The organism is Parahaemophilus parainfluenzae (assembly GCF_001055095.1).
Taxonomy (GTDB): domain Bacteria; phylum Pseudomonadota; class Gammaproteobacteria; order Enterobacterales; family Pasteurellaceae; genus Haemophilus_D; species Haemophilus_D parainfluenzae_Z.
In genome coordinates this window covers 1-24,687 of sequence record NZ_JVHG01000001.1, presented here as the reverse complement: position 1 = coordinate 24,687, position 24,687 = coordinate 1, and the positions used below count along the sequence as shown (strand labels likewise).

General features: G+C 39.8%; 27 protein-coding genes and 2 tRNA genes. 13 read left to right on the top strand and 16 right to left on the bottom strand.

What is annotated here, in order from left to right:
• Positions 1 to 8: 8 nt before the first annotated feature.
• The 4 genes from ADA56_RS00145 (at position 9) to fis (ending at position 3,205) form a co-directional block, all read left to right on the top strand.
• The gene (locus tag ADA56_RS00145) at positions 9 to 884 is read left to right on the top strand and encodes a DMT family transporter (protein WP_014064734.1); all 876 of its coding nucleotides are present in this window, start codon (positions 9 to 11) and stop codon (positions 882 to 884) included.
• A 12-nt stretch (positions 885 to 896) separates the two neighbouring features.
• On the top strand, positions 897 to 1,784 hold the full coding sequence (gene prmA / locus ADA56_RS00140) for a 50S ribosomal protein L11 methyltransferase (RefSeq protein ID WP_049368664.1): 888 nt from the start codon (positions 897 to 899) through the stop codon (positions 1,782 to 1,784).
• A gap of 147 nt (positions 1,785 to 1,931) precedes the next feature.
• A complete protein-coding gene (gene dusB / locus ADA56_RS00135; RefSeq protein ID WP_049368663.1) occupies positions 1,932 to 2,912 on the top strand; it encodes a tRNA dihydrouridine synthase DusB in 981 nt (326 codons plus the stop codon).
• Positions 2,906 to 3,205: a DNA-binding transcriptional regulator Fis gene (gene fis, locus ADA56_RS00130; protein WP_005696908.1), complete on the top strand. Its 300-nt coding sequence runs from the start codon at positions 2,906 to 2,908 to the stop codon at positions 3,203 to 3,205. Before dusB ends, fis begins: the two co-directional genes overlap by 7 nt.
• 50 nt (positions 3,206 to 3,255) lie before the next feature.
• Here fis and ADA56_RS00125 read toward each other — a convergent pair whose 3' ends face one another.
• The 4 genes from ADA56_RS00125 to bcp all read right to left on the bottom strand — a co-directional run bounded on the left by ADA56_RS00125 (position 3,256) and on the right by bcp (position 5,626).
• Positions 3,256 to 4,056: an energy transducer TonB gene (locus tag ADA56_RS00125; RefSeq protein ID WP_049368662.1), complete on the bottom strand. Its 801-nt coding sequence runs from the start codon at positions 4,054 to 4,056 to the stop codon at positions 3,256 to 3,258.
• A complete protein-coding gene (exbD, locus tag ADA56_RS00120) occupies positions 4,053 to 4,529 on the bottom strand; it encodes a TonB system transport protein ExbD (RefSeq protein WP_049368661.1) in 477 nt (158 codons plus the stop codon). Before exbD ends, ADA56_RS00125 begins: the two co-directional genes overlap by 4 nt.
• Before the next feature lie 2 nt (positions 4,530 to 4,531).
• Entirely contained in the window at positions 4,532 to 4,984 is a 453-nt protein-coding gene (exbB, locus tag ADA56_RS00115; protein WP_049368660.1) for a TonB-system energizer ExbB, read from the bottom strand.
• Between the two features lie 174 nt (positions 4,985 to 5,158).
• Positions 5,159 to 5,626: a thioredoxin-dependent thiol peroxidase gene (gene bcp, locus ADA56_RS00110; protein WP_049368659.1), complete on the bottom strand. Its 468-nt coding sequence runs from the start codon at positions 5,624 to 5,626 to the stop codon at positions 5,159 to 5,161.
• A gap of 117 nt (positions 5,627 to 5,743) precedes the next feature.
• Between bcp and dapA the strand changes: the two genes are divergently transcribed.
• Both dapA and bamC read left to right on the top strand, forming a co-directional pair.
• Positions 5,744 to 6,640, top strand: a complete 897-nt coding sequence (gene dapA, locus ADA56_RS00105; RefSeq protein ID WP_049368658.1) for a 4-hydroxy-tetrahydrodipicolinate synthase — start codon at positions 5,744 to 5,746, stop codon at positions 6,638 to 6,640.
• A gap of 100 nt (positions 6,641 to 6,740) precedes the next feature.
• The gene (gene bamC / locus ADA56_RS00100; RefSeq protein ID WP_049368657.1) at positions 6,741 to 7,742 is read left to right on the top strand and encodes an outer membrane protein assembly factor BamC; all 1,002 of its coding nucleotides are present in this window, start codon (positions 6,741 to 6,743) and stop codon (positions 7,740 to 7,742) included.
• Positions 7,743 to 7,804: 62 nt separating this feature from the next.
• Here the strand turns inward: bamC and ADA56_RS00095 are convergent, their stop codons facing one another.
• The 3 genes from ADA56_RS00095 to arsC all read right to left on the bottom strand — a co-directional run bounded on the left by ADA56_RS00095 (position 7,805) and on the right by arsC (position 8,797).
• A complete protein-coding gene (locus tag ADA56_RS00095; RefSeq protein ID WP_049365297.1) occupies positions 7,805 to 8,101 on the bottom strand; it encodes a DUF5377 family protein in 297 nt (98 codons plus the stop codon).
• A gap of 25 nt (positions 8,102 to 8,126) precedes the next feature.
• Entirely contained in the window at positions 8,127 to 8,381 is a 255-nt protein-coding gene (locus tag ADA56_RS00090) for an alternative ribosome-rescue factor A (RefSeq protein WP_014064744.1), read from the bottom strand.
• Positions 8,382 to 8,446: 65 nt separating this feature from the next.
• Positions 8,447 to 8,797 (bottom strand): arsenate reductase (glutaredoxin), encoded by a 351-nt coding sequence (arsC, locus tag ADA56_RS00085; protein WP_049368656.1) that lies wholly within the window; start codon positions 8,795 to 8,797, stop codon positions 8,447 to 8,449.
• A gap of 94 nt (positions 8,798 to 8,891) precedes the next feature.
• Here arsC and ADA56_RS00080 point away from each other — a divergent pair, with 94 nt between their 5' ends.
• Positions 8,892 to 9,938, top strand: coding sequence for an AI-2E family transporter (locus ADA56_RS00080; protein ID WP_049368655.1), 1,047 nt, complete (start codon positions 8,892 to 8,894; stop codon positions 9,936 to 9,938).
• A 36-nt stretch (positions 9,939 to 9,974) separates the two neighbouring features.
• Here the strand turns inward: ADA56_RS00080 and tsaA are convergent, their stop codons facing one another.
• Positions 9,975 to 10,712, bottom strand: a complete 738-nt coding sequence (gene tsaA / locus ADA56_RS00075) for a tRNA (N6-threonylcarbamoyladenosine(37)-N6)-methyltransferase TrmO (protein WP_049368654.1) — start codon at positions 10,710 to 10,712, stop codon at positions 9,975 to 9,977.
• 61 nt (positions 10,713 to 10,773) lie between these two features.
• Here tsaA and ADA56_RS00070 point away from each other — a divergent pair, with 61 nt between their 5' ends.
• The 3 genes from ADA56_RS00070 (at position 10,774) to ADA56_RS00060 (ending at position 13,780) form a co-directional block, all read left to right on the top strand.
• On the top strand, positions 10,774 to 11,685 hold the full coding sequence (locus ADA56_RS00070; RefSeq protein ID WP_049368653.1) for a 1,4-dihydroxy-2-naphthoate polyprenyltransferase: 912 nt from the start codon (positions 10,774 to 10,776) through the stop codon (positions 11,683 to 11,685).
• A 45-nt stretch (positions 11,686 to 11,730) separates the two neighbouring features.
• A complete protein-coding gene (gene rraA, locus ADA56_RS00065) occupies positions 11,731 to 12,231 on the top strand; it encodes a ribonuclease E activity regulator RraA (protein WP_049368652.1) in 501 nt (166 codons plus the stop codon).
• 163 nt (positions 12,232 to 12,394) lie between these two features.
• Positions 12,395 to 13,780 carry a DASS family sodium-coupled anion symporter gene (locus tag ADA56_RS00060; RefSeq protein WP_049368651.1) on the top strand — a complete coding sequence of 462 codons (1,386 nt, stop codon included), beginning with the start codon at positions 12,395 to 12,397 and terminating at the stop codon, positions 13,778 to 13,780.
• Positions 13,781 to 13,840: 60 nt separating this feature from the next.
• Here the strand turns inward: ADA56_RS00060 and plsB are convergent, their stop codons facing one another.
• Positions 13,841 to 16,297, bottom strand: a complete 2,457-nt coding sequence (gene plsB / locus ADA56_RS00055; protein WP_049368650.1) for a glycerol-3-phosphate 1-O-acyltransferase PlsB — start codon at positions 16,295 to 16,297, stop codon at positions 13,841 to 13,843.
• A 218-nt stretch (positions 16,298 to 16,515) separates the two neighbouring features.
• On the opposite strand from plsB, the gene lexA reads away from it, so the two are divergent.
• Both lexA and dapF read left to right on the top strand, forming a co-directional pair.
• Positions 16,516 to 17,142, top strand: coding sequence for a transcriptional repressor LexA (gene lexA / locus ADA56_RS00050; RefSeq protein WP_005698192.1), 627 nt, complete (start codon positions 16,516 to 16,518; stop codon positions 17,140 to 17,142).
• Positions 17,143 to 17,263: 121 nt separating this feature from the next.
• Positions 17,264 to 18,088, top strand: coding sequence for a diaminopimelate epimerase (gene dapF, locus ADA56_RS00045; protein ID WP_014064761.1), 825 nt, complete (start codon positions 17,264 to 17,266; stop codon positions 18,086 to 18,088).
• A gap of 51 nt (positions 18,089 to 18,139) precedes the next feature.
• Here dapF and ADA56_RS00040 read toward each other — a convergent pair whose 3' ends face one another.
• The 6 genes from ADA56_RS00040 to dauA all read right to left on the bottom strand — a co-directional run bounded on the left by ADA56_RS00040 (position 18,140) and on the right by dauA (position 24,124).
• Positions 18,140 to 18,892 (bottom strand): carbonic anhydrase, encoded by a 753-nt coding sequence (locus ADA56_RS00040; protein ID WP_049368649.1) that lies wholly within the window; start codon positions 18,890 to 18,892, stop codon positions 18,140 to 18,142.
• A gap of 163 nt (positions 18,893 to 19,055) precedes the next feature.
• Entirely contained in the window at positions 19,056 to 19,979 is a 924-nt protein-coding gene (dusC, locus tag ADA56_RS00035; RefSeq protein ID WP_049368648.1) for a tRNA dihydrouridine(16) synthase DusC, read from the bottom strand.
• Complete coding sequence (djlA, locus tag ADA56_RS00030; RefSeq protein ID WP_049368647.1) at positions 19,979 to 20,845, bottom strand: co-chaperone DjlA; 867 nt, start codon at positions 20,843 to 20,845, stop codon at positions 19,979 to 19,981. The genes dusC and djlA overlap by 1 nt, the downstream gene beginning before the upstream one ends.
• A 106-nt stretch (positions 20,846 to 20,951) precedes the next feature.
• A complete protein-coding gene (gene pyrE / locus ADA56_RS00025) occupies positions 20,952 to 21,593 on the bottom strand; it encodes an orotate phosphoribosyltransferase (RefSeq protein WP_049368646.1) in 642 nt (213 codons plus the stop codon).
• A 9-nt stretch (positions 21,594 to 21,602) separates the two neighbouring features.
• Complete coding sequence (gene rph / locus ADA56_RS00020; RefSeq protein ID WP_049365314.1) at positions 21,603 to 22,319, bottom strand: ribonuclease PH; 717 nt, start codon at positions 22,317 to 22,319, stop codon at positions 21,603 to 21,605.
• Positions 22,320 to 22,381: 62 nt separating this feature from the next.
• On the bottom strand, positions 22,382 to 24,124 hold the full coding sequence (gene dauA / locus ADA56_RS00015; RefSeq protein ID WP_049368645.1) for a C4-dicarboxylic acid transporter DauA: 1,743 nt from the start codon (positions 24,122 to 24,124) through the stop codon (positions 22,382 to 22,384).
• Positions 24,125 to 24,249: 125 nt separating this feature from the next.
• Between dauA and ADA56_RS00010 the strand changes: the two genes are divergently transcribed.
• A tRNA-Ser gene (locus ADA56_RS00010) sits at positions 24,250 to 24,339 on the top strand.
• Positions 24,340 to 24,498: 159 nt separating this feature from the next.
• On the opposite strand, the gene ADA56_RS00005 is transcribed toward ADA56_RS00010, so the two are convergent.
• Positions 24,499 to 24,575 (bottom strand) — tRNA-Arg (locus tag ADA56_RS00005).
• Positions 24,576 to 24,687 lie beyond the last annotated feature (112 nt).

The following is a 24,687-nucleotide window of genomic DNA, read 5'->3' as shown; positions in this document are numbered from 1 at the left end:
CGCACTTTATGGTTTATCAAATCCTAGCATTGTTTATTTGGAGTAGTGCCTTTGTAGCCGCTAAATACACCTTTACAATGATGGACACCATTTTGATGATCCAAGTTCGTTTATTAATGGCGGCAATTATTGTGATGCCACTCTTTTTTCGTCGTTGGAAAGGCGTGTCTAAACCGATGCGAAAACAGCTTTGGTGGCTAGGTTTTTTTAATTATACGGCCACCTTTTTGCTGCAATTTATTGGTTTAAAATATACAAGCGCGGCGAGCGCAACGACCATGATTGGATTAGAGCCATTATGTGTGATTTTTATTGGGCATTTTTTCTTTCAAGATCGTGCGAAATGGTATCACTGGTTGTGTGGCGCTTTTGCCTTTTTAGGCGTGGCCATTTTAATTCTAGGTGGGCAGGGCAATGAAGGCTCAAGTGAAATTAGCTTATTGGGCTGCTCATTAGTGGTTGCGGCAAGTATTGTATTTGCTTGTTGTTTACGTTGGACGAAAAAAGTGGTAGCAACGGTTTCTGCTCAAGCCTATACATCGATTTCTATCGTATTAGCGACCATCACCATGCTGCCATTTACTTTATTACTGACGGAAAGCTGGGATATCCATTTTAACTGGCTTGGTTTCTTCGGTTTGATTTATCTCGGCGTAGCATGCAGTTGGTTTGCCTTTTGGTTGTGGAATAAAGGCTTAAATTCAGTAGATGCAAAAATCTCTGGAATTTTGACCGCACTTGAGCCGATTTTCGGTGTCTTTTTGGCGGTATTATTGCTTAACGAAGAGGTTTCACTTGTTTCAGCACTTGGGATTATCATTATTGTGGCTTCAGCCCTAGGCGTAAGTTTATTACCGAAATGGTTACATAAAGAAATTAATTAAAAGGAAAAGAAGATGGCGTGGATTCAAATTCGCTTAAATAGTACAAATGAAAAAGCTGAGAAAATTAGCGATTTTTTAGAAGAAATTGGCTCAGTTTCGGTCACATTTATGGATAGCCAAGATACGCCGATTTTTGAACCACTTCCAGGCGAAACGCGTCTGTGGGGAAATACCGATGTGATCGCCTTGTTTGATGCAGAAACCGATATGAATGAGATTGTGAGTTTGCTTAAACAAGCGCATCATTTAGATGAAAATACGCCTTACAAAATTGAGCAAATCGAGGATAAAGACTGGGAACGTGAATGGATGGATAACTTCCACCCAATGCAATTTGGCAAACGCTTATGGATTTGCCCAAGCTGGCGTGAAGTACCGGATCAAAATGCGGTTAATGTAATGCTTGATCCTGGTTTAGCTTTCGGGACAGGTACTCACCCGACAACCGCACTTTGTTTAGAGTGGTTAGATGGTTTGGATTTAACAGGCAAAACTGTCATCGATTTTGGTTGTGGCTCAGGAATTCTTGCCATTGCTGCCCTTAAATTAGGCGCGAAAAATGCGATTGGTATTGATATCGATCCACAAGCGATTCTCGCTAGTCGTAATAATGCAGAACAGAATGGGGTGGCGGATCGTCTGCAACTTTTCTTATCCGATGATAAACCCGAAGATTTAAAAGCGGATGTCGTTGTGGCGAATATTCTTGCGGGGCCATTGAAAGAACTTTACCCGATTATTTCTCAATTAGTGAAAGAGGGGGGCGATCTTGGATTATCGGGTATTTTAGAAACTCAAGCACAATCGGTATGCGATGCGTATGCGCAATCGTTTAATTTAGATCCCGTAGCGGTAAAAGAGGAATGGTGCCGCATTACAGGTAAATTAAAATCGGCTTAATTTCTTTTTGTCAATTAAAAAAAGTGCATTTTTTGAACAAAATTCACTTTGCAAAAAAAAGAAAAATGCGTAATATAGCACCCCTTGTCGGTTGCTATTGTTGCCTGACTTGCTGGAGATAGGACTTGTAATTGGGGATAACATAAAATGCGAATTGGTTCTTACGAATTAAAAAATCGTATTTTATTGGCACCCATGGCAGGTATCACGGATCAACCCTTTCGACGTTTATGTGCCCATTATGGCGTGGGATTAACGTTTTCAGAGATGATGTCGACTAATCCACAAGTTTGGCATACAGAGAAATCGAAACTTCGTTTAGCGCATAGTGAAGAGTTAGGATTAAATGCGGTGCAAATCGCAGGTTCTGATCCTTTAGAAATGGCCCACGCTGCAGCAATTAATGTAGCCTATGGTGCTGAAATTATCGACATCAATATGGGCTGTCCCGCAAAGAAAGTAAATCGAAAATTAGCGGGCTCTGCACTGCTTCAATTTCCTGATTTAGTGGAAAAAATTTTAAAAGAAGTAGTGAATGCCGTTGATGTGCCTGTGACGTTAAAAATTCGCACAGGTTGGAATAAGGCAAACCAAAACTGTGTGCAAATCGGCAAAATTGCAGAACAATCTGGTATTCAAGCTTTAACCATTCACGGGCGGACGAAAGAATGCTTATTTGAAGGGGAAGCGGAATACGACAATATTCGAGCAGTCAAACAATCAATTTCAATTCCAGTCATTGCGAATGGTGATATTGATTCTGCCTCGAAAGCGAAAAAGGTACTTGAGTACACAGGTGCCGATGCAATAATGATCGGTCGTGCTTCATTAGGCAATCCGTGGCTTTTCCAAGCAGTGGAAGCGCTAGTAGAACATGATACGATAATTCAAACACCAAGTTTACGTGAAAAGTGCGGTCATATTTTGCGTCATATTCAAGAACTTCATCAGTTCTATGGCGAGCAAAAAGGCTATCGAATAGCCCGCAAACATGTCGCTTGGTATTTACAGGGAATTCAACCCGATTCCGTTTTTAGACAGACTTTTAACGCAATTAATGAACCGAAAGAGCAGTTAATTGTGCTGGAAGATTTTTTAAATTCAATTTTGGATAAAGAAAAATGTTAGAACAACAACGTAGTCCGTCTGAAGCGTTAACCGTTTCAGTTTTAAACTCTCAATCACAAGTAACAAACAAACCATTACGTGATTCAGTAAAACAAGCTTTACGCAATTACTTATCACAATTAGATGGTCAAGATGTGAATGATCTTTACGAATTAGTATTAGCGGAAGTTGAACACCCGATGTTAGATATGATTATGCAATACACCCGCGGTAACCAAACCCGTGCAGCAAACATGCTCGGCATTAACCGTGGTACATTGCGTAAGAAATTGAAAAAATACGGTATGGGCTAATTAAGATTAGCAAAAGAAAAGGCGAACATGATGTTCGCCTTTTTATTTATCTATTGAATGGTGAAGCTAATTGGTACACTGACTGAAGAGGTAAATCCAGCTGGTTTTGGACCAACAGGTCTCGCACTTCTCACCGCTTCCAGTGCTGCGTTGTCTAAGCTTTCATCTCCAGAGGAATTCGTTACTCGTTCTCCTGATAAGGAGCCATCTGCCCCTACGCTAAAACTCACGCTCACAACACCTTGTTTACGCATCATCTTCGCACGAGCAGGATAGCGTTTGTGCCGTTCAATTTCACGTCGAATAGCCGCACGATAAGCATTTAGCTCATCCGTATTGGCACCTGAGCCACCTTGAACACCATTTGTACCAGGTTGTCCTGTGGTCGTTGCTTTAGAATTTGCCGTAGCCGTTGAATTAATATTCTTATCGCCAATTGGTAAGCTCTTCGGCATTTCTACCGCTTTCTCTGCTTTTACCTCATTTTTAGGTTTTTCTTTGGGCTTCTCTTTCGGTTTTGGTTTCGGTTTTTCAATTGGTTTTTCTGGCTTTTTCTCAGGCTCTTTTTTCTTCTCGGGTTCCGGTTGCTTTGTCGGATCCGCGACAGTTTCCTGTTTTTCCTGTTCAGGCTCTGCCTGTTGAGGTTCAGGTTCCGGCTCTGGAGCTGGTTCTTCCACTCTCATTCCTTGAATCATTTCCATTGAAATCGTTGTAGAAATTTCGCCTTCCGCATTACTTGCCGCTTCACTTGGCTTATGCCAATTCCAAAGCAATGCACCTACAATGGCACCATGAACCAATAGAGAAATAACCAAACCTAATAATGATCGTTTCGCTTGTTGGCTGTTCATTGATTATGTCCTACTCCAACGCCTCCACGTGCAACTCCGCCTAGTGTTGGCGTATTTTTTGTTTCATTTTCTTGCGTTGTTTTGTTTGGTGAACCTTTATCTTTCATCGAAACAATCGCGACATTTTTAATGTCGTTTTTCGATAACATGTCAGTAATCGTCACAAAATCCTGGAAAGAGGCTTCTGCATCAATTTTTAATGTGACTTTCTGATCTTTATTCCAGCTCGCGATCTCTTTTTCAAGGGCTTCTTGGGAGATCGGTTTATCATTAAAATAAAGTTGTTTATCTGCCGTCACGGTTAATAATTTGGCTAATTCATCTGATTTGAATGCGACCGTTGAACTGGCTTTGGGCACATTGACTTGAATTTTTCCTTGAGAAATAAAGGATGCGGTGATCAACACTATCGCTAATAACACCAACATAATGTCGATGAAAGGAATAATATTGATTTCATCAAATTTTTTCACAATTATTCCTTATCTTTTTGAGCGTTTAACACTTTCCATTTTAAGCGGTTAACTTCCACTTTACGACCTAAACCGTTATAGAAAATCATGGAAGGGATTGCCACCAAAATACCCAAAGCCGTTGCTTTTAAGGCAAGAGAGAGATGCATCATGATTGCGCCAGCATCAACATCACCGCCCGCCTGACCAATTTGATAAAAGGTTAATAAGATACCAATTACCGTTCCTAACAAACCCACATAAGGTGCGTTTGCGCCAACGGTTGAAATGATTGTCATATTGCGATTTAAATCAATTTCAAGAGCGTGTATATTGGAATATTTAGCGACATTGACACGGCTTAAAAAGATAAAACGTTCAATCACAGTAGCAAGCATGATTACACTCATAAGAAGTAAAAGTCCGATAATGATGTAATCACTATATTGTTGTAAAAACTCAAAAAGTTTTGGCATCTGATAATCCCTTTGTGTGTTCTAAAAAATAAAAATGAATTGAGAATTAATTTCAATTAGGAGGGAATTTTATCAAATGGAAAATAGAGCGTAAATATAAATCAGAAAAATGATCATTTTTTTGACCGCACTTTGAGATAAATCATCGAAAGTGCGGTTGTTTTGAGAGGGGATTTAAAGGGATTGCAGGTAATCTAAGACAACCTGATGATGTTCGCCTGTTTTGAATTTATCAAAAACATGTTGAATTTTGCCTTGTTCATCAATGAGGAAGCTAATACGGTGAATGCCGTCATAGGTGCGTCCCATAAATTTCTTTTCACCCCATACACCAAATTGCTCGGCAACCTGGTGATCTTCATCAGAAAGCAAGGTGAAATTGAGCGACTTTTTCTCAACAAATTGAGCCAGTTTTTTTGGCGCATCTGTGCTGATGCCTAAAATAATCACACCTAATTTTTCTAACTCACTTTTAGCATCACGTAAACCGCAGGCTTGAGTTGTACAGCCTGGTGTTAAGGCTTTGGGATAAAAATACACAAGTACTTTTTTGCCTTTAAAGTCGCTAAGTGAAATTGGCTGATTGTCTTGATTTAAAAGGGTGAATTGCGGTGCTAAGTCACCCGCTTGTAATGTTTTCATAAAAAATCCTTAAAAAAGTAAAAAATGATTTGTAAATTCAAGCTATTTTAGCGATTATAACCAGATATTTTCAAATGTTATTGTTGAAACGCAAAATAGATGTAAATGGAGTACCTTATGACTACGCAAACCCCCTTATTTTCAGGCAGTATTGTTGCTTTAGTAACCCCGATGGATAACCACGGAAACATTGATTTTGAAACATTAGAAAAGCTTATCGAGTTTCATATCAATGCAGGTACAGATTCGATTGTATCTGTGGGTACAACAGGAGAGTCCGCCACATTAAGTATTGAAGAAAATGTGAAAGTGATTGAAAAGACGGTTGAGTTAGCAAAAGGACGTATTCCAATCATTGCTGGAACCGGTGCTAATGCAACGAGTGAAGCCATTGTGATGACAAAATTATTACGTGATAGCGGTGTTGCAGGTTGTTTATCTGTTGTGCCTTACTACAATAAACCAACTCAAGAAGGCATGTTCCAACATTTTAAAGCGATTGCAGAATGCACGGATCTACCACAACTTCTTTATAACGTACCAGGTCGTACCGGTAGTGATATGAAACCCGAAACCGTCGCACGTTTGTCTCAAATTGAGAATATTGTAGGGATTAAAGAAGCAACAGGCGATTTAACTCGTATTACTGCGATTAAAGAATTAGCCGGTAAAGATTTCATTGTATTAAGTGGAGATGATGCCACAGGGTTAGAAGCGATGAAATTAGGCGCAGAGGGTGTTATTTCTGTGACAAATAACCTTGCTGCAAAAGATATGGCCGCGATGTGTCGCTATGCTTTAGCGGGCGATTTTGCGAAAGCGGAAGAAATTAATGCACGTTTAATGCCTTTACATCAAGATTTATTTATTGAATCCAACCCAATTCCAGTTAAATGGGCAGCATATCGTTTAGGTTTAATTAAGACTCCACATTTACGTTTACCACTTACTGTGTTAAGCGAAAGCGCGCAAGTAAAAGTGGAAGAAGCATTAAAAATCGCTGGCTTAATTTAATGAATTAAAGGGTTGTTTTTACAGCCCTTTAAACTTTCGACTTTTTTATTTGTCAAAGAGCGGTCATTATTTTAATTATTTTTATTGAAGGATTTAAGGAATGAAAAAAATCGTACTGAGTTTAGTCGCAGCAGCATTGTTATCGGCGTGTTCAAACAGCGTAGAAAAAATGCAGACGGCTAATGACACTTACCAAAATTCTGATCGTGAAATACCGAGCTTTTCTCCTTTAGCAAGTGGTGGTGTAACATTGCCGCAAGCCGATCCGACTTATGAACTTCCTCAGCTTAATGCGAAAAAAGAACGCGTGGATATTCGTCCGCCTTCAACCCCATTAGCGATTATCAAAAATTCTTTGACACAATTTGATGGTGAACGTGCATTGATTGTTTATACGGATGCACAAGCAGAGCTTTATAATCTCAAACAAATTGAGCGTTTATTGAAAGAAGAAGGCACGAATTCAACTTTAAATGGTGCGGTATTAATTAGCGATTGGGCGCCAACAGGTCGTGCAGATGATAAAGCCAATACAGAGATCCGTTATAAAATTGAACAAGTTATGGCGCAAGATGCAAGTGCATTAGCGGTTTCTGTCGAGCAAATGCGTCGTGATGGTGTGATTTACACACCAAACCAAGCAGATAAACAACGCTATGCATCGGATCGTCTAAATCGTTTTGTTGCTGCGCTTACTAACGCTTATAACAAGCAACAACAAGATTTAAATAATGCTTCTGCAGGACCTTTCCAATCAGGTTTAATTACTGATACGAACGGTAGAATGGCATTAGGTATGGATGCAAGCTTTGGTCAAGCATGGCAACGTTTAGGTTCGGTTTTACCGAAATTAGGCTTTAAAGCTACATCGGAATCTGCTGGCCGTGGCTATCGCGAGTTAAAATATAAACCATTAGATAAACAAGAGTGGTTACGTTTAGGTGTGAATCCGCCTAATTTAGAAAAAGGTGTTTATCAAATGCAAATTTCTGCAGTGGGTAAACAAAGTGCGGTCGTGATCACTGATGAAGACGGCAAAGCATTACCAAATGAAGCGGCTCAATCCTTGTATTCAGCATTAAGTGTATTACTTGCACAATAATATGAGTTGAGAAATAAAAAAGTGCGGTTCAATTTGACCGCACTTTTTTATTGGTAGAGACGTTATTCAGCTTTTACGCCTAAGTTACCAATTTTTACACCAAGATTACCGAGAGAAACCGGATCCAAATAATCCCCTAAGAATTTGAATAACTCACTTAATTCTGTAAATGAGCGTTTGATTTTTACTTGATCTTCTACTTTACGCACAAATTCATAACGCACATTTTCGCCTTCAAAATAAGCCGTGAGCGTGAGATAAATGGTTTCAAAAAAGTGGCTTTGAGCCCCTTCTTCACCCGGATCGCTGATGCGGACATTCCAAGTATTGTTAAATAAAACTTCTGTTTTGATTGACATATAGACTTCCTCTGTTTGTTATTTTTTATACTGAAATTGAAACGAAAAACCCGATGATAAAATTTCTGAAATCAAAAACTTTATCATCGGGCTTTTCAAACCAATTGCTCGCATATTTTGCTTTGCGTTGGTAACTGCCTTTACCTTTACGTTTTTTCTCAACGCGTTGGCGGAATAATTTGTCATGTAATAGTGCCATCACGGCATTATCTTTCACGACACCTTTGGTGTGTTGATAAATGGGCTGATTTTCAACCGCACTTTTTGTTTTTTTCGTCATCTTTACCTCTAAAAAATTGCCGTGAAGTCGTTCACGGCAAGTCATTATAGCGAAAATGAATAGAATTACAAAATGGTGAGTACGCTTTCAGGCGGTCGTCCAATTTTAGCTTTTTCACCTTTTACTACAATCGGGCGTTCTAATAGGGCTGAATTTTCACTGATGGCTTTTAATAAATCATCCTTAGTTAATGCAGGATTATCTAACCCTAATGATTGATAAAGCTCATCTTTGGTACGCATCATTTTTCTGACATCATCTAATCCTAATTTATTAGCTAGTTGCTGCAATGCTTCAACGGAGTAGTGTTGTTGTAAATAAAGTTCAATCGTCGGTTGAATGCCTTTTTCTTCTAATAAAGCTAAGGTTTCACGGCTTTTTGAACAACGCGGATTATGATAAATCGTCACAGACATAACGTTTCCTTCTATTTTATGTTGAATGAGTGGATATAGGATTGATTCAAATTTTAACTTATAATGACAAAAAATACTTGTTTAGGAAGACTTTATGTTAGAAATGCTAAAAAATTGGTATAGCCGTCGCTTAAGCGATCCGCAGGCGATGGGGCTACTTGCCATTTTGTTGTTTGGCTTTATTGCGATTTATTTCTTTAGTGATTTAATCGCCCCGTTGCTGATTGCCATTGTATTAGCATATTTATTGGAAATGCCGATTAATTTTCTAACGAAAAAATTAAAATTTCCTCGAATGCTCGCTACGTTAGTCATTTTTGGTGGCTTTCTAACCTTGGCGTTATTAATTTTCTTCGGGCTTGTGCCAACATTATGGAATCAAACCATTTCCTTATTAAGCGATTTGCCAGCCATGTTCAATAAGTTACATGAATGGTTGTTAGCCCTTCCTGAGCATTATCCTGAACTTATTGATTACACCATGATTGACACTTTTTTTAGTGCAGCTCGTGCGAAGATTTTGGGCTTTGGTGAATCTGCGGTGAAATTGTCGATTACCTCATTAATGAACCTTGTATCACTGGGTATTTATGCATTTTTAGTGCCATTAATGATGTTCTTTATGCTGAAAGATAAAACTGAGCTTCTTACTGGCGTGAGTCGCTTTTTACCTAAAAATCGTCTTTTAGCCTCTAAAGTATGGAATGAAATGCAGCAACAAATTGCGAATTATATTCATGGTAAGCTGTTGGAAATTTTGATTGTCGGCGTGGTGACTTACATCATCTTTTTAAGCTTTGGTTTAAATTATCCTCTCTTACTTTCTGTTGCCGTTGGGTTGTCTGTATTAGTGCCTTATATCGGCGCGGTATTAGTGACGATCCCTGTTGCGTTAGTGGCGATGTTCCAGTTTGGCATTTCCCCAACGTTTTGGTATTTAATTGTAGCCTTTGCGGTGAGTCAACTTCTCGATGGAAACTTGTTGGTGCCATATTTATTCTCTGAGGTCGTTAATTTACACCCTTTGGTGATCGTTATTTCCGTGCTGATTTTCGGTGGATTATGGGGGTTCTGGGGGGTATTCTTCGCGATTCCATTGGCAACGCTCGTCAAAGCTGTGATAAATGCATTGCCAGATTAGACAGAATTAAAGAGATAAAAAGAAAGCTGACGAAAGTCAGCTTTTTTGTTCTTTTAATTTTTGGATATCCAGAATTTCGACACAATCTGTTGTCCCTGCTTTAATACGCCATTTAATATTAAATTCGTACAGACTAATGCCGTAAATGCGATCGGTTTCTTTACCTTGTTGATAAGCGGGACGGGGATCTTGAGCGATCACTTCCGTAATAAATCTTGCTAAGTGCGGTCGGTTTTTGTGATATTTTTCCACTGCGCTTTGGGCGATTTCTGTAAATTCTACGCTTAATTTTGCAGGTGGTTTTTCTTGTGCAAAACTTGATTTTGCCTCAGGCTCGCTATCAGCATAGGCAATATAGGGCTTAATATCAAAAATAGGTGTGCCATCGACGAGATCCACGGAGCCCAAATGTAGAAAAACACGTCCATGAATGCATTCTACTTGGCGTAATTCTACTTTGGATAAGCCTAGCGGATTAGGGCGATGCGTAGCGCGTGAAGCAAATACACCGACACGTTGATTGCCGCCTAAACGAGGGGGGCGAACAGTAGATTGCCATTTCCCATGGGGTATTTTGTCGAATTGGAAAATAAGCCAAAGATGGCTAAATTGCTCTAATCCTCGAACCGCTTCTGGTGAATTATACGGAGGAAGCAGCTCCACAATACCAATGCCATCTTGTACTAAATCAGGCTGGCGTGGCACCGAGAATTTTTCTTTGTAAGGCGTGTGAATCACCGCAATTGGGTGAAGAGTCAGTGTTAAATCATTCATAAAAAGGCAATTTCCGTGTAGAATACACCCTTTATTGTAATCAAAAGTGCGGTCAAAAAAAATGACAAATCCTAAATTGAAAATGTGGTGGGAAACCGCTCGCCCAAAAACCTTGCCTTTGGCATTAGCTTCTATTTTTACTGGTTCAGCATTGGCATATTGGGCGGATAAAGAAAGTTTTAATCTCACCGTGATGTTACTTTGCTTGCTTACTACCATTTTATTGCAAGTACTTTCTAACTTTGCTAACGATTATGGCGATCATCAAAAAGGGTCAGATACCGAAGAACGTATTGGGCCTTTACGTGGTATTCAGCAAGGTGCAATTTCTGCGAATGAGCTTAAATGGGGATTAATTTTAATGGCGGTGGGGGCGTTTTTCTCCGGCGCATTCTTAATTGGTATCGCATATCAAAGTCTTACTGATTTATTGGCCTTTGCTGGTTTGGGTATTCTTGCCATTATTGCTGCCATTACTTATACCGTAGGCGCGAAACCTTATGGTTATTTAGGTTTAGGCGATCTGTCAGTGTTGCTCTTTTTTGGACTATTAGGTGTAGGTGGAACTTATTATCTCCAAACTCACAGCATTGATAGCTTAATTATTTTACCTGCGTTAGGCTCAGGTTTATTAGCAACAGCCGTTTTAAATATCAATAATTTACGAGATATTGAGCAAGACGCTAAGGTAGGGAAAAATACTCTGGTTGTGCGTATTGGACCGAAGAAAGGACGCATTTATCACTGTGTTTTATTAAGCGTTGCCGCTTTATGTTATGTGCTATTTGCGGCCTCAACAGCATTTAGTCCTTGGCATTTCTTATTTTTATTGGCATTTCCATTGTTATTAAAACACGCATTATTTGTTTATCGAAGCAAAGAGCCCGCAGTGTTGCGTCCGATGTTGGCTCAGATGTCAATGATTTCTTTATTTATCAATATCTTGTTTAGTTTAGGCTTGCTTATCGGCTAAATCGGCTTATACTAGAGAAAAAATTTTAATGACAAGGGGTACATTATGTATATCGATACTTCAGAACTTTGTGATATTTATGCTGATCAAGTAGATGTGGTTGAGCCAATTTTTTCTAGCTTTGGTGGCGTCAGCAATTTCTACGGCAAAGTGACGACAGTAAAATGTTTTGAAAATAATGGATTAATTGCCGAGATCCTTGAAGAAAATGGTGAAGGCAGAGTGCTTGTCGTAGATGGTGGTGGTGCAGTACGTCGTGCTTTAATTGATGCAGAGCTTGCACAACTTGCCGCAGATAATGACTGGGCGGGCATCATTGTTTATGGTGCAGTGCGTCAAATTCAACAACTTGAAAATATTGATATTGGTATTCATGCGCTTGCCCCAATTCCAGTTGGTGCAGATGAAAATAATCATGGTGAAAGTGATCTTCCTGTGAATTTTGGTGGTGTAACATTCTTCCCTGAAGATTATATTTATGCCGATTTAACAGGTATCATTCTTTCACAGGAAGCATTAGATTTAGAAGACGTCGAAGAAGAATAATTTTGAAATTATTGACCTTTTTAAAGTGCGGTTAGAAATAACCGCACTTTTTTTGTTAAAATTTTTTTGAACAAGATCACATTTTAGACATTTGTTAGTTGAAAGTTTGTAACATTCATTTAACATCGAAAATAGTTCATTTGTAATCAGTTTGGAGGGACTCATGAACGAAACAAACACAACTAAAAATTATAAAAGTGGGATTATCTTTCTGCTGGCGATAGCCTGTTTTTTTATCTTATTAAAATCTTTACCTTTCGCACCTAAGGAAAATGCTGGTTTAGCATTATTAGCCTTTGTGGCGATTCTTTGGTTAACTGAGGCATTGCATGTCACAGTAACCGCTCTGTTGGTGCCATTACTTGCGATTGCACTTGATTTGGTGACAACTAAGCAAGCTTTAGTCGCGTTTGCCGATCCTACCATTTTCTTATTCTTTGGTGGCTTTGCTTTAGCGACAGCATTGCATATGCAAAAGCTTGATAAAATGATTGCTAATAAAATCATGGCGATGGCCCGTGGTAATTTATTTGTAGCTATTATGTATCTTTTCTCCATTACCGCTTTCCTTTCTATGTGGATGAGTAATACAGCAACAGCAGCCATGATGTTGCCTCTAGCGATGGGGATCTTAAGCAAACTTGATAAAGAAAAAGAACATAATACTTATGTCTTCGTATTATTAGGGATTGCATATAGTGCGAGTATTGGTGGTATGGGTACATTAGTGGGTAGCCCACCAAATGCTATCGTTGCAAGTAACTTACATTTAACCTTCTCTGATTGGTTATGGTATGGCTTACCAATTATGCTCATTTTGATGCCGTTGATGATTGGTACACTTTTCATTGTCTTTAAACCAAAACTTAATTTACATTTTGAACAAAACTTTGAACGTATTGAAATGAATGGCCAACGCGTTTTAACGCTTGTGATTTTTGCTTTGATTGCACTCTGCTGGGTATTCAGTAGCTATATCAATCCAATCATTTCAGGTGTATTTGGTCTTGCTAAAAATATCGGTAGTTTTGATAGCGTCGTCGCATTACTTGCGGCTGTCATTATTTGTTCAACCGGTGTAGCAAATTGGAAACAAATCCAAGAAAGCACTGACTGGGGCGTATTGATGCTTTTCGGGGGCGGTTTAACCTTGAGTGCGGTGTTAAAAGATTCGGGCGCAAGTAAAGTGTTAGCTGACGGTATTGTATTCTTAGTTCAAGGACAACATTACTACCTCATCGGTTTATTGGTCGCAACCTTCATTATTTTCTTAACTGAATTTACTTCCAATACGGCAAGTGCGGCGTTATTAGTACCAATCTTTATTTCTATCGCACAATCTCTCGGTATGCCGGAAATTGGTCTTGCGTTAATTATCGGTTTAGGTGCATCTTGTGCCTTCATGTTACCAGTGGCGACACCGCCAAATGCAATCGTATTTGGTACAGGTGAGGTTCGCCAAAGCGATATGGTTAAAGCTGGATTTATCTTAAATATTGTGTGTATACTCGTTATCGCGACAATAGGATATTATTTCTGGTTGAATTAATCATATAAAGAAAAGGGCGTGTTGGATATTCAACACGCCCTTTTATTATTTCAGTAAAGATTATTCATCTTTATTTGATTTATCCTCTTCTTCTACTTCAATCTCAACTTCATCTGCTTTATCTGCTGCGCCGTTGATTGTTAAGCAAATCTCGCTAGAAATTAAATGCTCTAAGATTGTTGCTAGTTCGTGTAATTTTTCTTTGTCATCATCGAAATAACCTTCTTCTTTTAAGTTAGCAATGAAGGCTGAGAATACCGCTTTATCAAAGAACTCTGGTGCGTTAATACCGTGTAATACAGAAAGACGCTGTGCCACTAATTGGCTTTCTTTTTCTAATAAGCCACGGGCAATTCCAGGATCTCTACGTAAAATGCTTACTGTAATGTAGTAGCGTTGTAAGATTTCACGCATACCCGCAGACCAAAGTTGTAAAATACGAACTTTAGAGCGGTGGATAGATAAGAAATTATCATTGGCTTGGATAACTTCTTGACGCGCAAATTCATCAATAATGGCTTTAATTTGTGTATCTAATTCTTCTTCAGTGAAATGAAGGAAGAGTTCGCCTTTTAAGAATGGATAAATTTTGCGAACCGCATCCAATAATAAATCTTTTTGAATCGCTTCATAATGTAAAACGATACTCGCAACAAGTGAAGGCAACACAAATAAGTGTTGAATATTGTTGCGGTAATACGTCATGAGAACAGCAGAATTACGTTCTAAACGAATAATTTCCCCAAAGTTATCTTTTTCAACTAGCACGCCAACACGATCTAAACTTAATACATGATCAAGCATCGCTTTTGGTGTATCAGTTGGCAGTACCACATCAGTAGAATACGGTACATTCTTTAACATTTCTTGATAACTAGAGAGTTGTTCTAATAGTTGCTCATGAGAAAGTGCACGCTGACGAGAAGAGAGTAGAGCGGTCCCCACTAAATTCATCGCATTAACAGCAGCGGCTTTATTAATATTCACCATCACTTGATTCGAAACAGACCCAACTGCATGGTTAAACCAGTGAGGTTTATCTTCATGATGTTGTTCTTTCCATTCTGGATAATGGTGATTGAGGTAATTTGAAAGCGTGATTGGCTCACCGAAATTCACAAACCCCTGACCTAAATTACGCAATTTTTTGATTACACGTAAAACTAAGCCGGCATTTTCTTTTTCTTTCGCGGCACCACGTAATTCTTTCGCGTAAGTATCTACTTCTAATACGTGCTCATAACCGATATACACAGGCACCACTGAAATAGGGCGAGTCTGGTTATGTTGAAGTGCTTGTAGCGTCATTGACATCATACCGGTTTTCGGTGCAAGCAAGCGACCTGTACGAGAACGACCACCTTCAATGAAGTATTCGACGGAATAACCGCGGTGGAATAATTCTCCTAAATATTCACGAAAAATCGCAGAGTAAAGGCGGTTACCTTTAAAGGTACGGCGAATAAAGAATGCCCCCCAGCTACGGAATAAAGGACCTGCTGGCCAGAAGTTTAAGTTGATCCCTGCTGCAATATGTGGCGGTACAAGACCTTGGTGATAAAGCACATAAGAAAGTAATAAATAGTCAATGTGGCTACGGTGACAAGGCACATAAACAATCTCATGACCTTCTAACGCTAATTTACGCACGCGGTCCGCATTTTGTACATCAATCCCTGAATACAGTTTGTTCCATAACCAACGTAAGAAACGATCCGCTGCTCGAAGGCTTGAATGACTTACATTAGCCGCGATTTCATGAAGAATTTTTTCAGCTTCAGCATAGGCTTTATCGCGGCTGATATTTTTTGATTTTGCCTCATCTTCAATCGCATTTTGAATCGCTTGGGAATTTAAGAGTTTATTAAACATCGCTTCGCGGTTTGGCAAACGAGGTCCAGTCGCAGAAATGCGTTGTTTAGCAAAGTGCATTTTAGCCACGCGAGCCAGTTTTTGCGCAATTTTTTCATCTGAACCGTGCTCATTTACCATGTAACGCAAAGAAAGCGCTTGAGAAAAACGTACAAAAGTGTCACGTCCAAACCAAATTGCCGCAAAGGTTTTTTGAAGACCGTTTAATAAGCGAAGATTTGGTAAGCTTGCTTTATCTTCTTTACCTGGTGAACGTCCCCAAAGCACCGAAACAGGAATGAGTTGTACATCTAAATCGGCTGCATCACGGTGCAGTTCTAAGTATTTATTGAAGACTTTAGCGGTTTCATCTTTTGCGCCTTTTGATTTAAAAAAGCGACGACCTTCATCTAAATAGACATAACGTGGTAATGCTACGCCATCAATCACATTTTTTTCAGCCGGATCAGGCAAACCCACACTCAAACAGTTACGACGGAAAATCACGAAGTCAGTTTGAGAGGTATAAGGTAAAACATAAAGAATAGGTTGATTGATATTGAGTTGAAGCTCTTCGATGGGTTGAGCGGGAATAGGATTATTTTTTACTAAAACCGAAAGCGGTAATTCTAATAATTTACGATAAGTACTTACGATGCCAGACATAATTAATATTCTCTTTTTGTTAGACATTTCTAGGTATTGTCAGGCATTTTAACACATTCGACCAGTCAAATTCTAAAAATTTACATTTGAGATTTATGATGAACACGCAAAAATATGAAAAAAATTGACCGCACTTTTATGACTAGAAAATAGTTGTTGCAATCGCCATCTTTCTGTATATACTAACAGTTATTCTGTATAAAGTAACAGGAGTGTATATGAGACCATTAACTGCCAGACAACAAGAAGTGCTGGAACTCTTAAAACGCCATTTAGAAACCACGGGTATGCCGCCTACTCGTGCAGAAATTTCTCGCGAATTAGGTTTTAAATCCCCTAATGCGGCAGAAGAACACTTAAAAGCACTTGCTCGTAAAGGTGCAATTGAAATTGTTGCGGGTGCTTCTCGCGGTATTCGCATTATTGATGACAGTGCAAATGATGAGGAAGAAGAGGGCTTACCGCTCATTGGTCGCGTAGCAGCAGGGGAACCAATTTTAGCCGAGCAACATATTGAAGGTACTTATCGTGTTGATGCTAATATGTTTAAACCACAAGCTGATTTCTTATTAAAAGTATATGGTCAATCCATGAAAGATATCGGCATTTTAGATGGCGATCTTCTTGCCGTGCATAGCACAAAAGATGTGCGAAATGGGCAGATTGTTGTCGCAAGAATTGAAGATGAAGTGACAGTAAAACGCTTAGAACGTAAAGGTTCAGTTATTTATCTGCATGCAGAAAATGAAGAGTTTCAGCCGATTGTCGTTAATCTTGAAGAACAACCTCATTTTGAAATTGAAGGTATTGCAGTAGGGATCATTCGTAATAACGCTTGGATGTAATGATGAAAGTGCGGTGAGAAAATAAAGTGTTTTGTGACCGCACTTTGTCTATTATGGCTATTTGCCATTCGGCTTATTGCTCTCTATAATGCCAAAAAATTTTCAAATCAAGGAAGGAAACATGCAGTTTTCCAAAATGCATGGCCTTGGCAATGATTTTGTCGTTGTTGATGCTGTGACGCAAAATGCCTATTTTACCCCTGAAACCATTAAACGCTTAGCCGATCGTCATCGTGGAATTGGTTTTGATCAGCTTTTAATTGTTGAGCCACCTTATGATCCAGACTTAGATTTCCATTATCGTATTTTCAATGCAGATGGTAGTGAAGTGTCGCAATGTGGAAATGGGGCAAGATGTTTTGCGCGTTTTGTTACCTTAAAAGGGCTGACCAATAAAAAGGATATTGCAGTAAGCACGCAAAAAGGAAAAATGGTTTTAACGGTAAAAGAAGATGGGCAAATTCGTGTCAATATGGGCGAGCCGATTTGGGAACCCAATAAGATTCCTTTTACTGCCAATAAATTTGAAAAAAATTATATTCTACGTACCGATGTTCAAACGGTGCTTTGTGGTGCAGTATCAATGGGCAATCCACATTGTGTTGTTCAAGTGGACGATATTGAAACGGCCAATGTAGCAGAATTAGGTCCATTATTAGAGAATCACGAACGTTTTCCGGAAAGGGTAAACGCTGGATTTATGCAAGTCGTCAATCGTAACCACATTAAGTTGCGTGTATATGAACGAGGTGCAGGTGAAACGCAAGCTTGTGGCAGTGGCGCTTGTGCGGCAGCGGCTGTAGGGATTATGCAAGGTTTACTTGATAACAAAGTGCAAGTTGATCTACCAGGTGGTAGCTTACTTATTGAATGGGAAGGCGTAGGCTCACCGCTTTATATGACTGGCGATGCGACTCATATTTATGATGGTAACATTCACCTTTAAGCTCTTCTAATCGAATAAAAAATGCGTGGAAGCTATCCACGCATTTTTTATTTATTGTTCAACTTCCACGTCACGCTGATTTAATGGTTGTGTTGGGCGGTTGTTTTTCCCTTCCATTTCTTCTATTGCGGCAATTTGTGCTTTGCTTGCTTGAATTGGTGCTTTAAAAATGGTCCAAGCCACGTTTTCACTACAAGGTGGAGTTGTGAGCGATCCATTTAAGCGGAAGCGTGCCATCTCTTTTGGCGTTAGCGCTTGAATATCAAGCAGTTGAGCCAATTTTTCTTTTTGTCCAACGGTGAGTTTTTTCTCAACTACTGGCGCTAATGCTGGATTAGCCTCACCTTCATTGACCATCACGGCAACAACCGCCAAGGCTTTATCTTCACTTTGATGGACAAAATGAATTTCTAAAGGATAATGTTGGCGTTTAAAGGTATGCTCACTTGGTGTGTGAAAGTGAAATTGTTTTAAATAAAATGGTTTATTGTTGAGCGTAATAAATGGTGCATTTTCTTGTGCAACACTGACTTGCACGGTATGTCCATTGTTTTCTACTTGATACTCCGCAGGGAAGTAATTCATCTTAAGTGGTTTATTTGCCACTTTCATGCCGTTATCAGCTTCAAGATTAACAGGCGACTGAACTTTCCCTAGCTTACAGGTTTGATATTCGGTGAGCAAATCACCCCAATGTTCAGGGCTTTCTTTTCCATTATAAGACCAATGCGCTTTATGCGTTTGGGCAAATGATGTTGCACTTAATGCGATAAGTAAGCTTGAAAGCAATAGACGAGTCTTCATAAGGCACCTCTCCTTTTTTGTGGTATATGCCTCATCGATTCTACTGATTCTGTATGATAGCTTTTTGATTTTGGTCAAGTTTTGTTTGAGTGTAAGCACTCATCGTACGAGTGGGGGTAATGCTAAAAAAGCCGTCTATTTTGACCGCACTTTTTTAGCTCTGCTAGAGTCTTTCTCTAAGATCTTCTGCAGTTTTGCTGGTTTTAATTCGTTCAAAAACGATATCTGCTTCAGGATATTCTTTATTAAGATAGCGTAGCCATTGTTTGATCCGGGCAACATGATAAAAACCGGAATCATGGAAATTTTCCATTTCCGCATATTTTTGCAAGATTTTTTGAATATCCACCCAAGGCATTTTTTCGCAATTTTGTTTGAGTACAAGGCTTAAGTTTGGGATATTTAATGCACCACGCCCGACCATTAGATCTTCGCAACCTGTCGCTTTCAAACATGCTTGACCATCTTCCCAACGCCAAATTTCACCATTAGCAATCACTGGGATCGTCAAGCGAGATCTCACTTCACCGATTTTTTCCCAATTGATGCGATCGGCACGATAGCCATCGGCTTTAGTTCGACCGTGAATAGTGATTTCAGTGGCGCCACCTTGTTGTACGGCATCAGCAATTTCAAACGCTTGAGAAGTACAATCCCAACCTAATCTTACTTTCACACTGACAGGTAAATGACTAGGTACGGTTTGTCGCAAGGCTAGAGTCGCTTGATAAATTAATTCAGGTTGTTTGAGAAGTGCTGCTCCTCCGTTGCTCCCATTAACGGTTTTGGATGGACAGCCACAATTTAAATCAATACCATGTGAGCCAAGCTCAATGGCGCGATTAGCATTTTCAGCAAGACAGTTTGGATGTTGACCTAAAAGTTGGACACGAACAGGTGTTTTAGAAGGGGTAAAGCCCTGATTTTTGAGTTCAGGGCAAAGACGATAAAAGACTTTTTCGGGTAAGAGTTGATCCACTACACGGACAAATTCGGTGATGCAGAGATCGTATTCATTCACTTCAGTTAAAAGCCGACGAACGAAAGGATCAAGCACCCCTTGCATAGGGGCGAGGATAACACGCACTATTTCCAGCCTTTCACTTTACAAATTAAATCGTAAGCGGCTTGGATTTGTTGCGCTTTTTCTTTAGCCATTTCCATCATTTCTGGCGGTAAGCCTTTCGCAACTAATTTATCCGGGTGATGTTCATTCATTAAACGACGATATGCACGTTTTACGGCATTACGGTCATCACTTTCACTCACGCCCAATACTTTATAAGCATCACTTAATGTTGGGCCTGAAGATTGTTGGTATCCGCCCTGTTGTTGGTATTGGTAGCCACCTTGCTGTTGATAACCACCTTGTTGATATTGGCGATAGAATCCACCTTGGGTAAATTGGCGAGCCGCAATTTCCATTGCCAGCATTTGCTCAAACTGCATACGGGAAAGACCAAGCTCTTCGGCTACCACATAAAGCACTTCTTTTTCCGACTCATGTAATTGAGAATCAGCAAAGGCAGCCTGCACTTGCACGTGTAAGAACATTCTCAGTAAGTCAGCACGTTGTCCACATCCAATACGGAATTCGCGAATCACCTGACGTAGTGGAAAATCTGTTGCTTTACCTCGACTAAATGCCTCTTGAGCAAGTTTGCGATGGCTCTCATCTAATTGCATCTGGTTCATCAATTGATTTGCCAGTTGAATATCTTCTTCCGTCACTCGACCTTTGGATTTACTTAAATGTCCAAGTACCGCAAAAGTAGTTTGCATAAAGAGCGCTTGTCGGGTCGTTTTTTTCTTAAAAAAGCTAGAGTTAACCGAACCAAGCTCATAGAGTTTTTTATCTGCGATAGAGCCTAAAATAAGTCCAGCGATGGCGCCTAAAAAGCCCCCCCATTTAAAACCGAGAAAAACGCCGATAATCTTTCCAAAAAAATACATTCTCTTCCCCTAAAGTGCGGTCAAAAGGTCTTTTGACAATAATGGGCAGCCGCTAATATCTGCCTCTACATTAATATGGCTTTATTCTTATTTTTCAAGTGATGAATTACACACCATAACTTTCACGATAAGCCCGCATCGCAGGTAAATATTGCTGATAATCGGGTTCTTTTTCAATGAATTGCATTAAATCATCCAAATCAATAATGGAAAGCACTTGGCATTGATAGTCACGTTCCACTTCTTGGATGGCAGACAGTTCCCCTTTGCCTTTTTCCTGACGATTTAATGCAATAAAGACAGCGGCTAATTTCGCATTATTGGCTTCAAGAAGCGCCATGGATTCACGAATGGCTGTGCCAGCTGTAATGACATCATCGACTAACAACACATTGCCGGTTAATGGGCTACCGATCAAATTACCGCCTTCACCGTGATCTTTGGCTTCTTTGCGGTTAAAGCAAACAGGCGTATCACGGTTAAATTGATTGAATAGTGCAATGGAAACGCTCGTCGCAATTGGAATGCCTTTGTAGGCAGGTCCAAAAATAACATCAAAATCGACCGCACTTGACTGAATTGCCTTCGCATAGAATTCACCTAAGCGAGCAAGATCTGCGCCAGTGCTGAATAATCCTGCATTAAAAAAGTAAGGACTTTTTCGACCTGATTTTAGTGCAAACTCACCAAATTTAAGCACGTTTCGGCTCAAGGCGAATTTAATAAATTCGATTTTGTAGCTTTCCATTTTTTGTTCCTATAAACCTAATGCTTCACGTTGTGCAGCGAAGATTTGTTCGCAGCCTTGTTTGGCTAAGCCTAATAAGGTAAGTAATTCTTCGTGGCTGAACGGTTCACCTTCTGCAGTACCTTGCACTTCGATCATGCGACCATCTTCCATCATCACAACATTCATATCTGTTTCAGCGGCAGAATCTTCTACATATTCCAAATCACACACGGCTTCACCTTCAACAATTCCAACCGAAATCGCCGCAACCAGACCTTTGATTGGATTGGTTTTTAATGTGCCGTTAGCGATTAAACCGTTGATGGCATCACATAATGCCACTGCGGCACCGGTGATGGAGGCTGTTCTTGTACCGCCATCCGCTTGAATCACATCACAGTCTAAGGTAATAGAACGTTCGCCAAGGGCCTCTAAGTCAACCATAGCACGTAATGAGCGAGCGATTAAGCGTTGAATTTCCATGGTGCGTCCACCTTGTTTGCCTTTTGCGGCCTCACGTTGCATACGGCTGTGTGTAGAGCGTGGCAACATGCCATATTCTGCTGTCACCCAACCTTGATTTTGTCCTTTTAAGAAACGCGGTACGCTTTCATCAACACTCGCCGTACATAATACTTTAGTATCACCAAATTCCACTAATACTGAGCCTTCAGCATGTTTCGTGTAATTACGGGTGATTTTGATTGGACGAGATTGATGATTTTCACGATTATTTGGACGCATTCTGAATTCCTTTATTTTTATTGATAAAAAAGCGTGCCTATTTTAGCACGCTTTTCACTGTTTTATGGATTTGCTTGTTCAAACTCACGAATTTTATTAAAAACATCTTGTAAATCTGAGCCGTAGTTGATTTTTTGCAATTCAGGCACTGAGTTTGATTTCACTAACATTCTGAGTGGTTGAAATTGCATATTGCATAAGTAGATTTGTTGATGTGGCAACATATGTTGTACAAAGTGGATGAGTGCATGAATGCCCCCTGTATCCAGAACAGTCACGGCATCGCATTGTAATACGATATGTTTTATCTCGTGATCCGTATGTACGGTTTTATCGTGTAAATCTGCAAAGAGTTTATCTGCCGCAGCAAAGAATAATGGACCGCTGATACGATAAGCTAATACATCATTTAAATCTTCTGGTGCAGGTTGTTCAATCGCTTTTGTCATTTCTGCAATGGTGCGGATAAATAAGAGGCTCGCCAATAATACGCCGACAGAGATGGCGATCACCATATCAAATAACACGGTGAGAATTAAGCAAGTGAACAACACTGCAATTTCATTTTTTGTTGAGCGACGCGCTAAACGAATGATTTCAGGTACATTCGCCATATGCCAAGCTACCATTAATAGCAATGCAGCCATAGAAGAGAGTGGCAAATAAGACAGGGCATTGGCAAAGAATAACAGTGAGAATAAGACTAAGAGTGCATGAACGACACTAGATATTGGTGATACCGCACCCGATTTCACATTAGCTGCTGAGCGCGCAATGGCTGCGGTTGCTGTAATCCCGCCTAAGAATGGCGAAACAATATTCCCTAAACCTTGGGCGAGTAATTCATTATTGGAACGATGTTTAGTGTCAGTCATATTATCTAAAATGACTGCACAAAGTAGTGACTCAATCGCACCTAATACTGCCATTGAAAAGGCTGCAGGCAAGATATCTTGTATGCGGTCAAAATTCCAATTGATGACTTCACCTTGTGCATTAGGAATATTCCAGGGTAAGGTAAATTCAGGCAAGACATTAGGAATACCATGTCCTGTTGTGCCATCAGATAAGGTATATTGGAATGCCGTACCAATAGTTTCAACCGAGAAGCCAAATTGCCCTAAGGCTAATGCCATGAGTGTCCCAATAATGACCGCAGGTAAATGACCTGGCACAGGTAAACGAAGCTTATGCCATTGGGTGAGTACAAATAAGGTGACCACACCAACCGCAGTGTCTGCCCAGTTAATTGTCGGAAGTGCGGTCAAAATAGCTTGCACTTTTTCAATATAGTGAGGTGGCATCTGAGCAATGTCTAAACCTAAGAAATCTTTGATTTGCAAGGTGCCGATGGTGATCCCAATCCCGCAGGTAAAGCCAAGTGTAACGGGGAGAGGAATGTACTCAATTAGTCGTCCCAATCGAGACAACGCCATGATGACTAAAATAATTCCCGAAAGTAACGTTGCCATGAGTAATCCGCTGAGCCCAAATTGTTGGGTGACGGGATATAAAATCACGACAAATGCGGCGGTTGGACCTGAAATATTAAAACGCGATCCACCGGTTAACGCAATTACGATCCCCGCTACGATAGCGGTATAAAGACCGTGTTGTGGTGGCACACCGCTAGCAATGGCTAAAGCCATGGAAAGTGGAATCGCAATGACGCCCACAGTCAGACCCGCGATAATATCTTTAATCAATTTTTGTTTTCCGTAACCTTCACGGAAGGATTCTTTCAATGCGCTAAATGGTTTTACGGCTAAAAACACATTTTTAGAAAAGAGTGATTTGATTTGCATAAAAATACAATGATAGAAAAGAGATAAGTTTATATTTTAGCTAAAAGGAAAAGGATTTTTTATGTTCTAGCTCAAAAAACTTGACTAATCTTGGATAAATCTTTATATTTCACGCACTTCAAAACGGTGAGATGTCCGAGTGGTTGAAGGAGCACGCCTGGAAAGCGTGTATGTGCGAAAGTGCATCGGGGGTTCGAATCCCCCTCTCACCGCCATTCAAATATTTTCTTTTCTGAATTTAAAACTATCTTTTAAACTAATCATTTTTGAGATCTAGAATTTACATTAATTTCTTCTGTATAAAATATGCGTTGAATTGATTTGTTTCGCTAAAAAAGCAAATTAGAAAAATAATGATAGATTGAGATGAGTTATGGCACGCCCTAAAGGATTCGAACCTTTGACCCACGCCTTAGAAGGGCGTTGCTCTATCCAGCTGAGCTAAGGGCGCATTTTAAGGGTTACATCTTTTGTATGGAATTTCGAGGGAAATATAAAAGAAGTGGTCGGCGAGATAGGATTTGAACCTACGACCCACTGGTCCCAAACCAGTTGCGCTACCA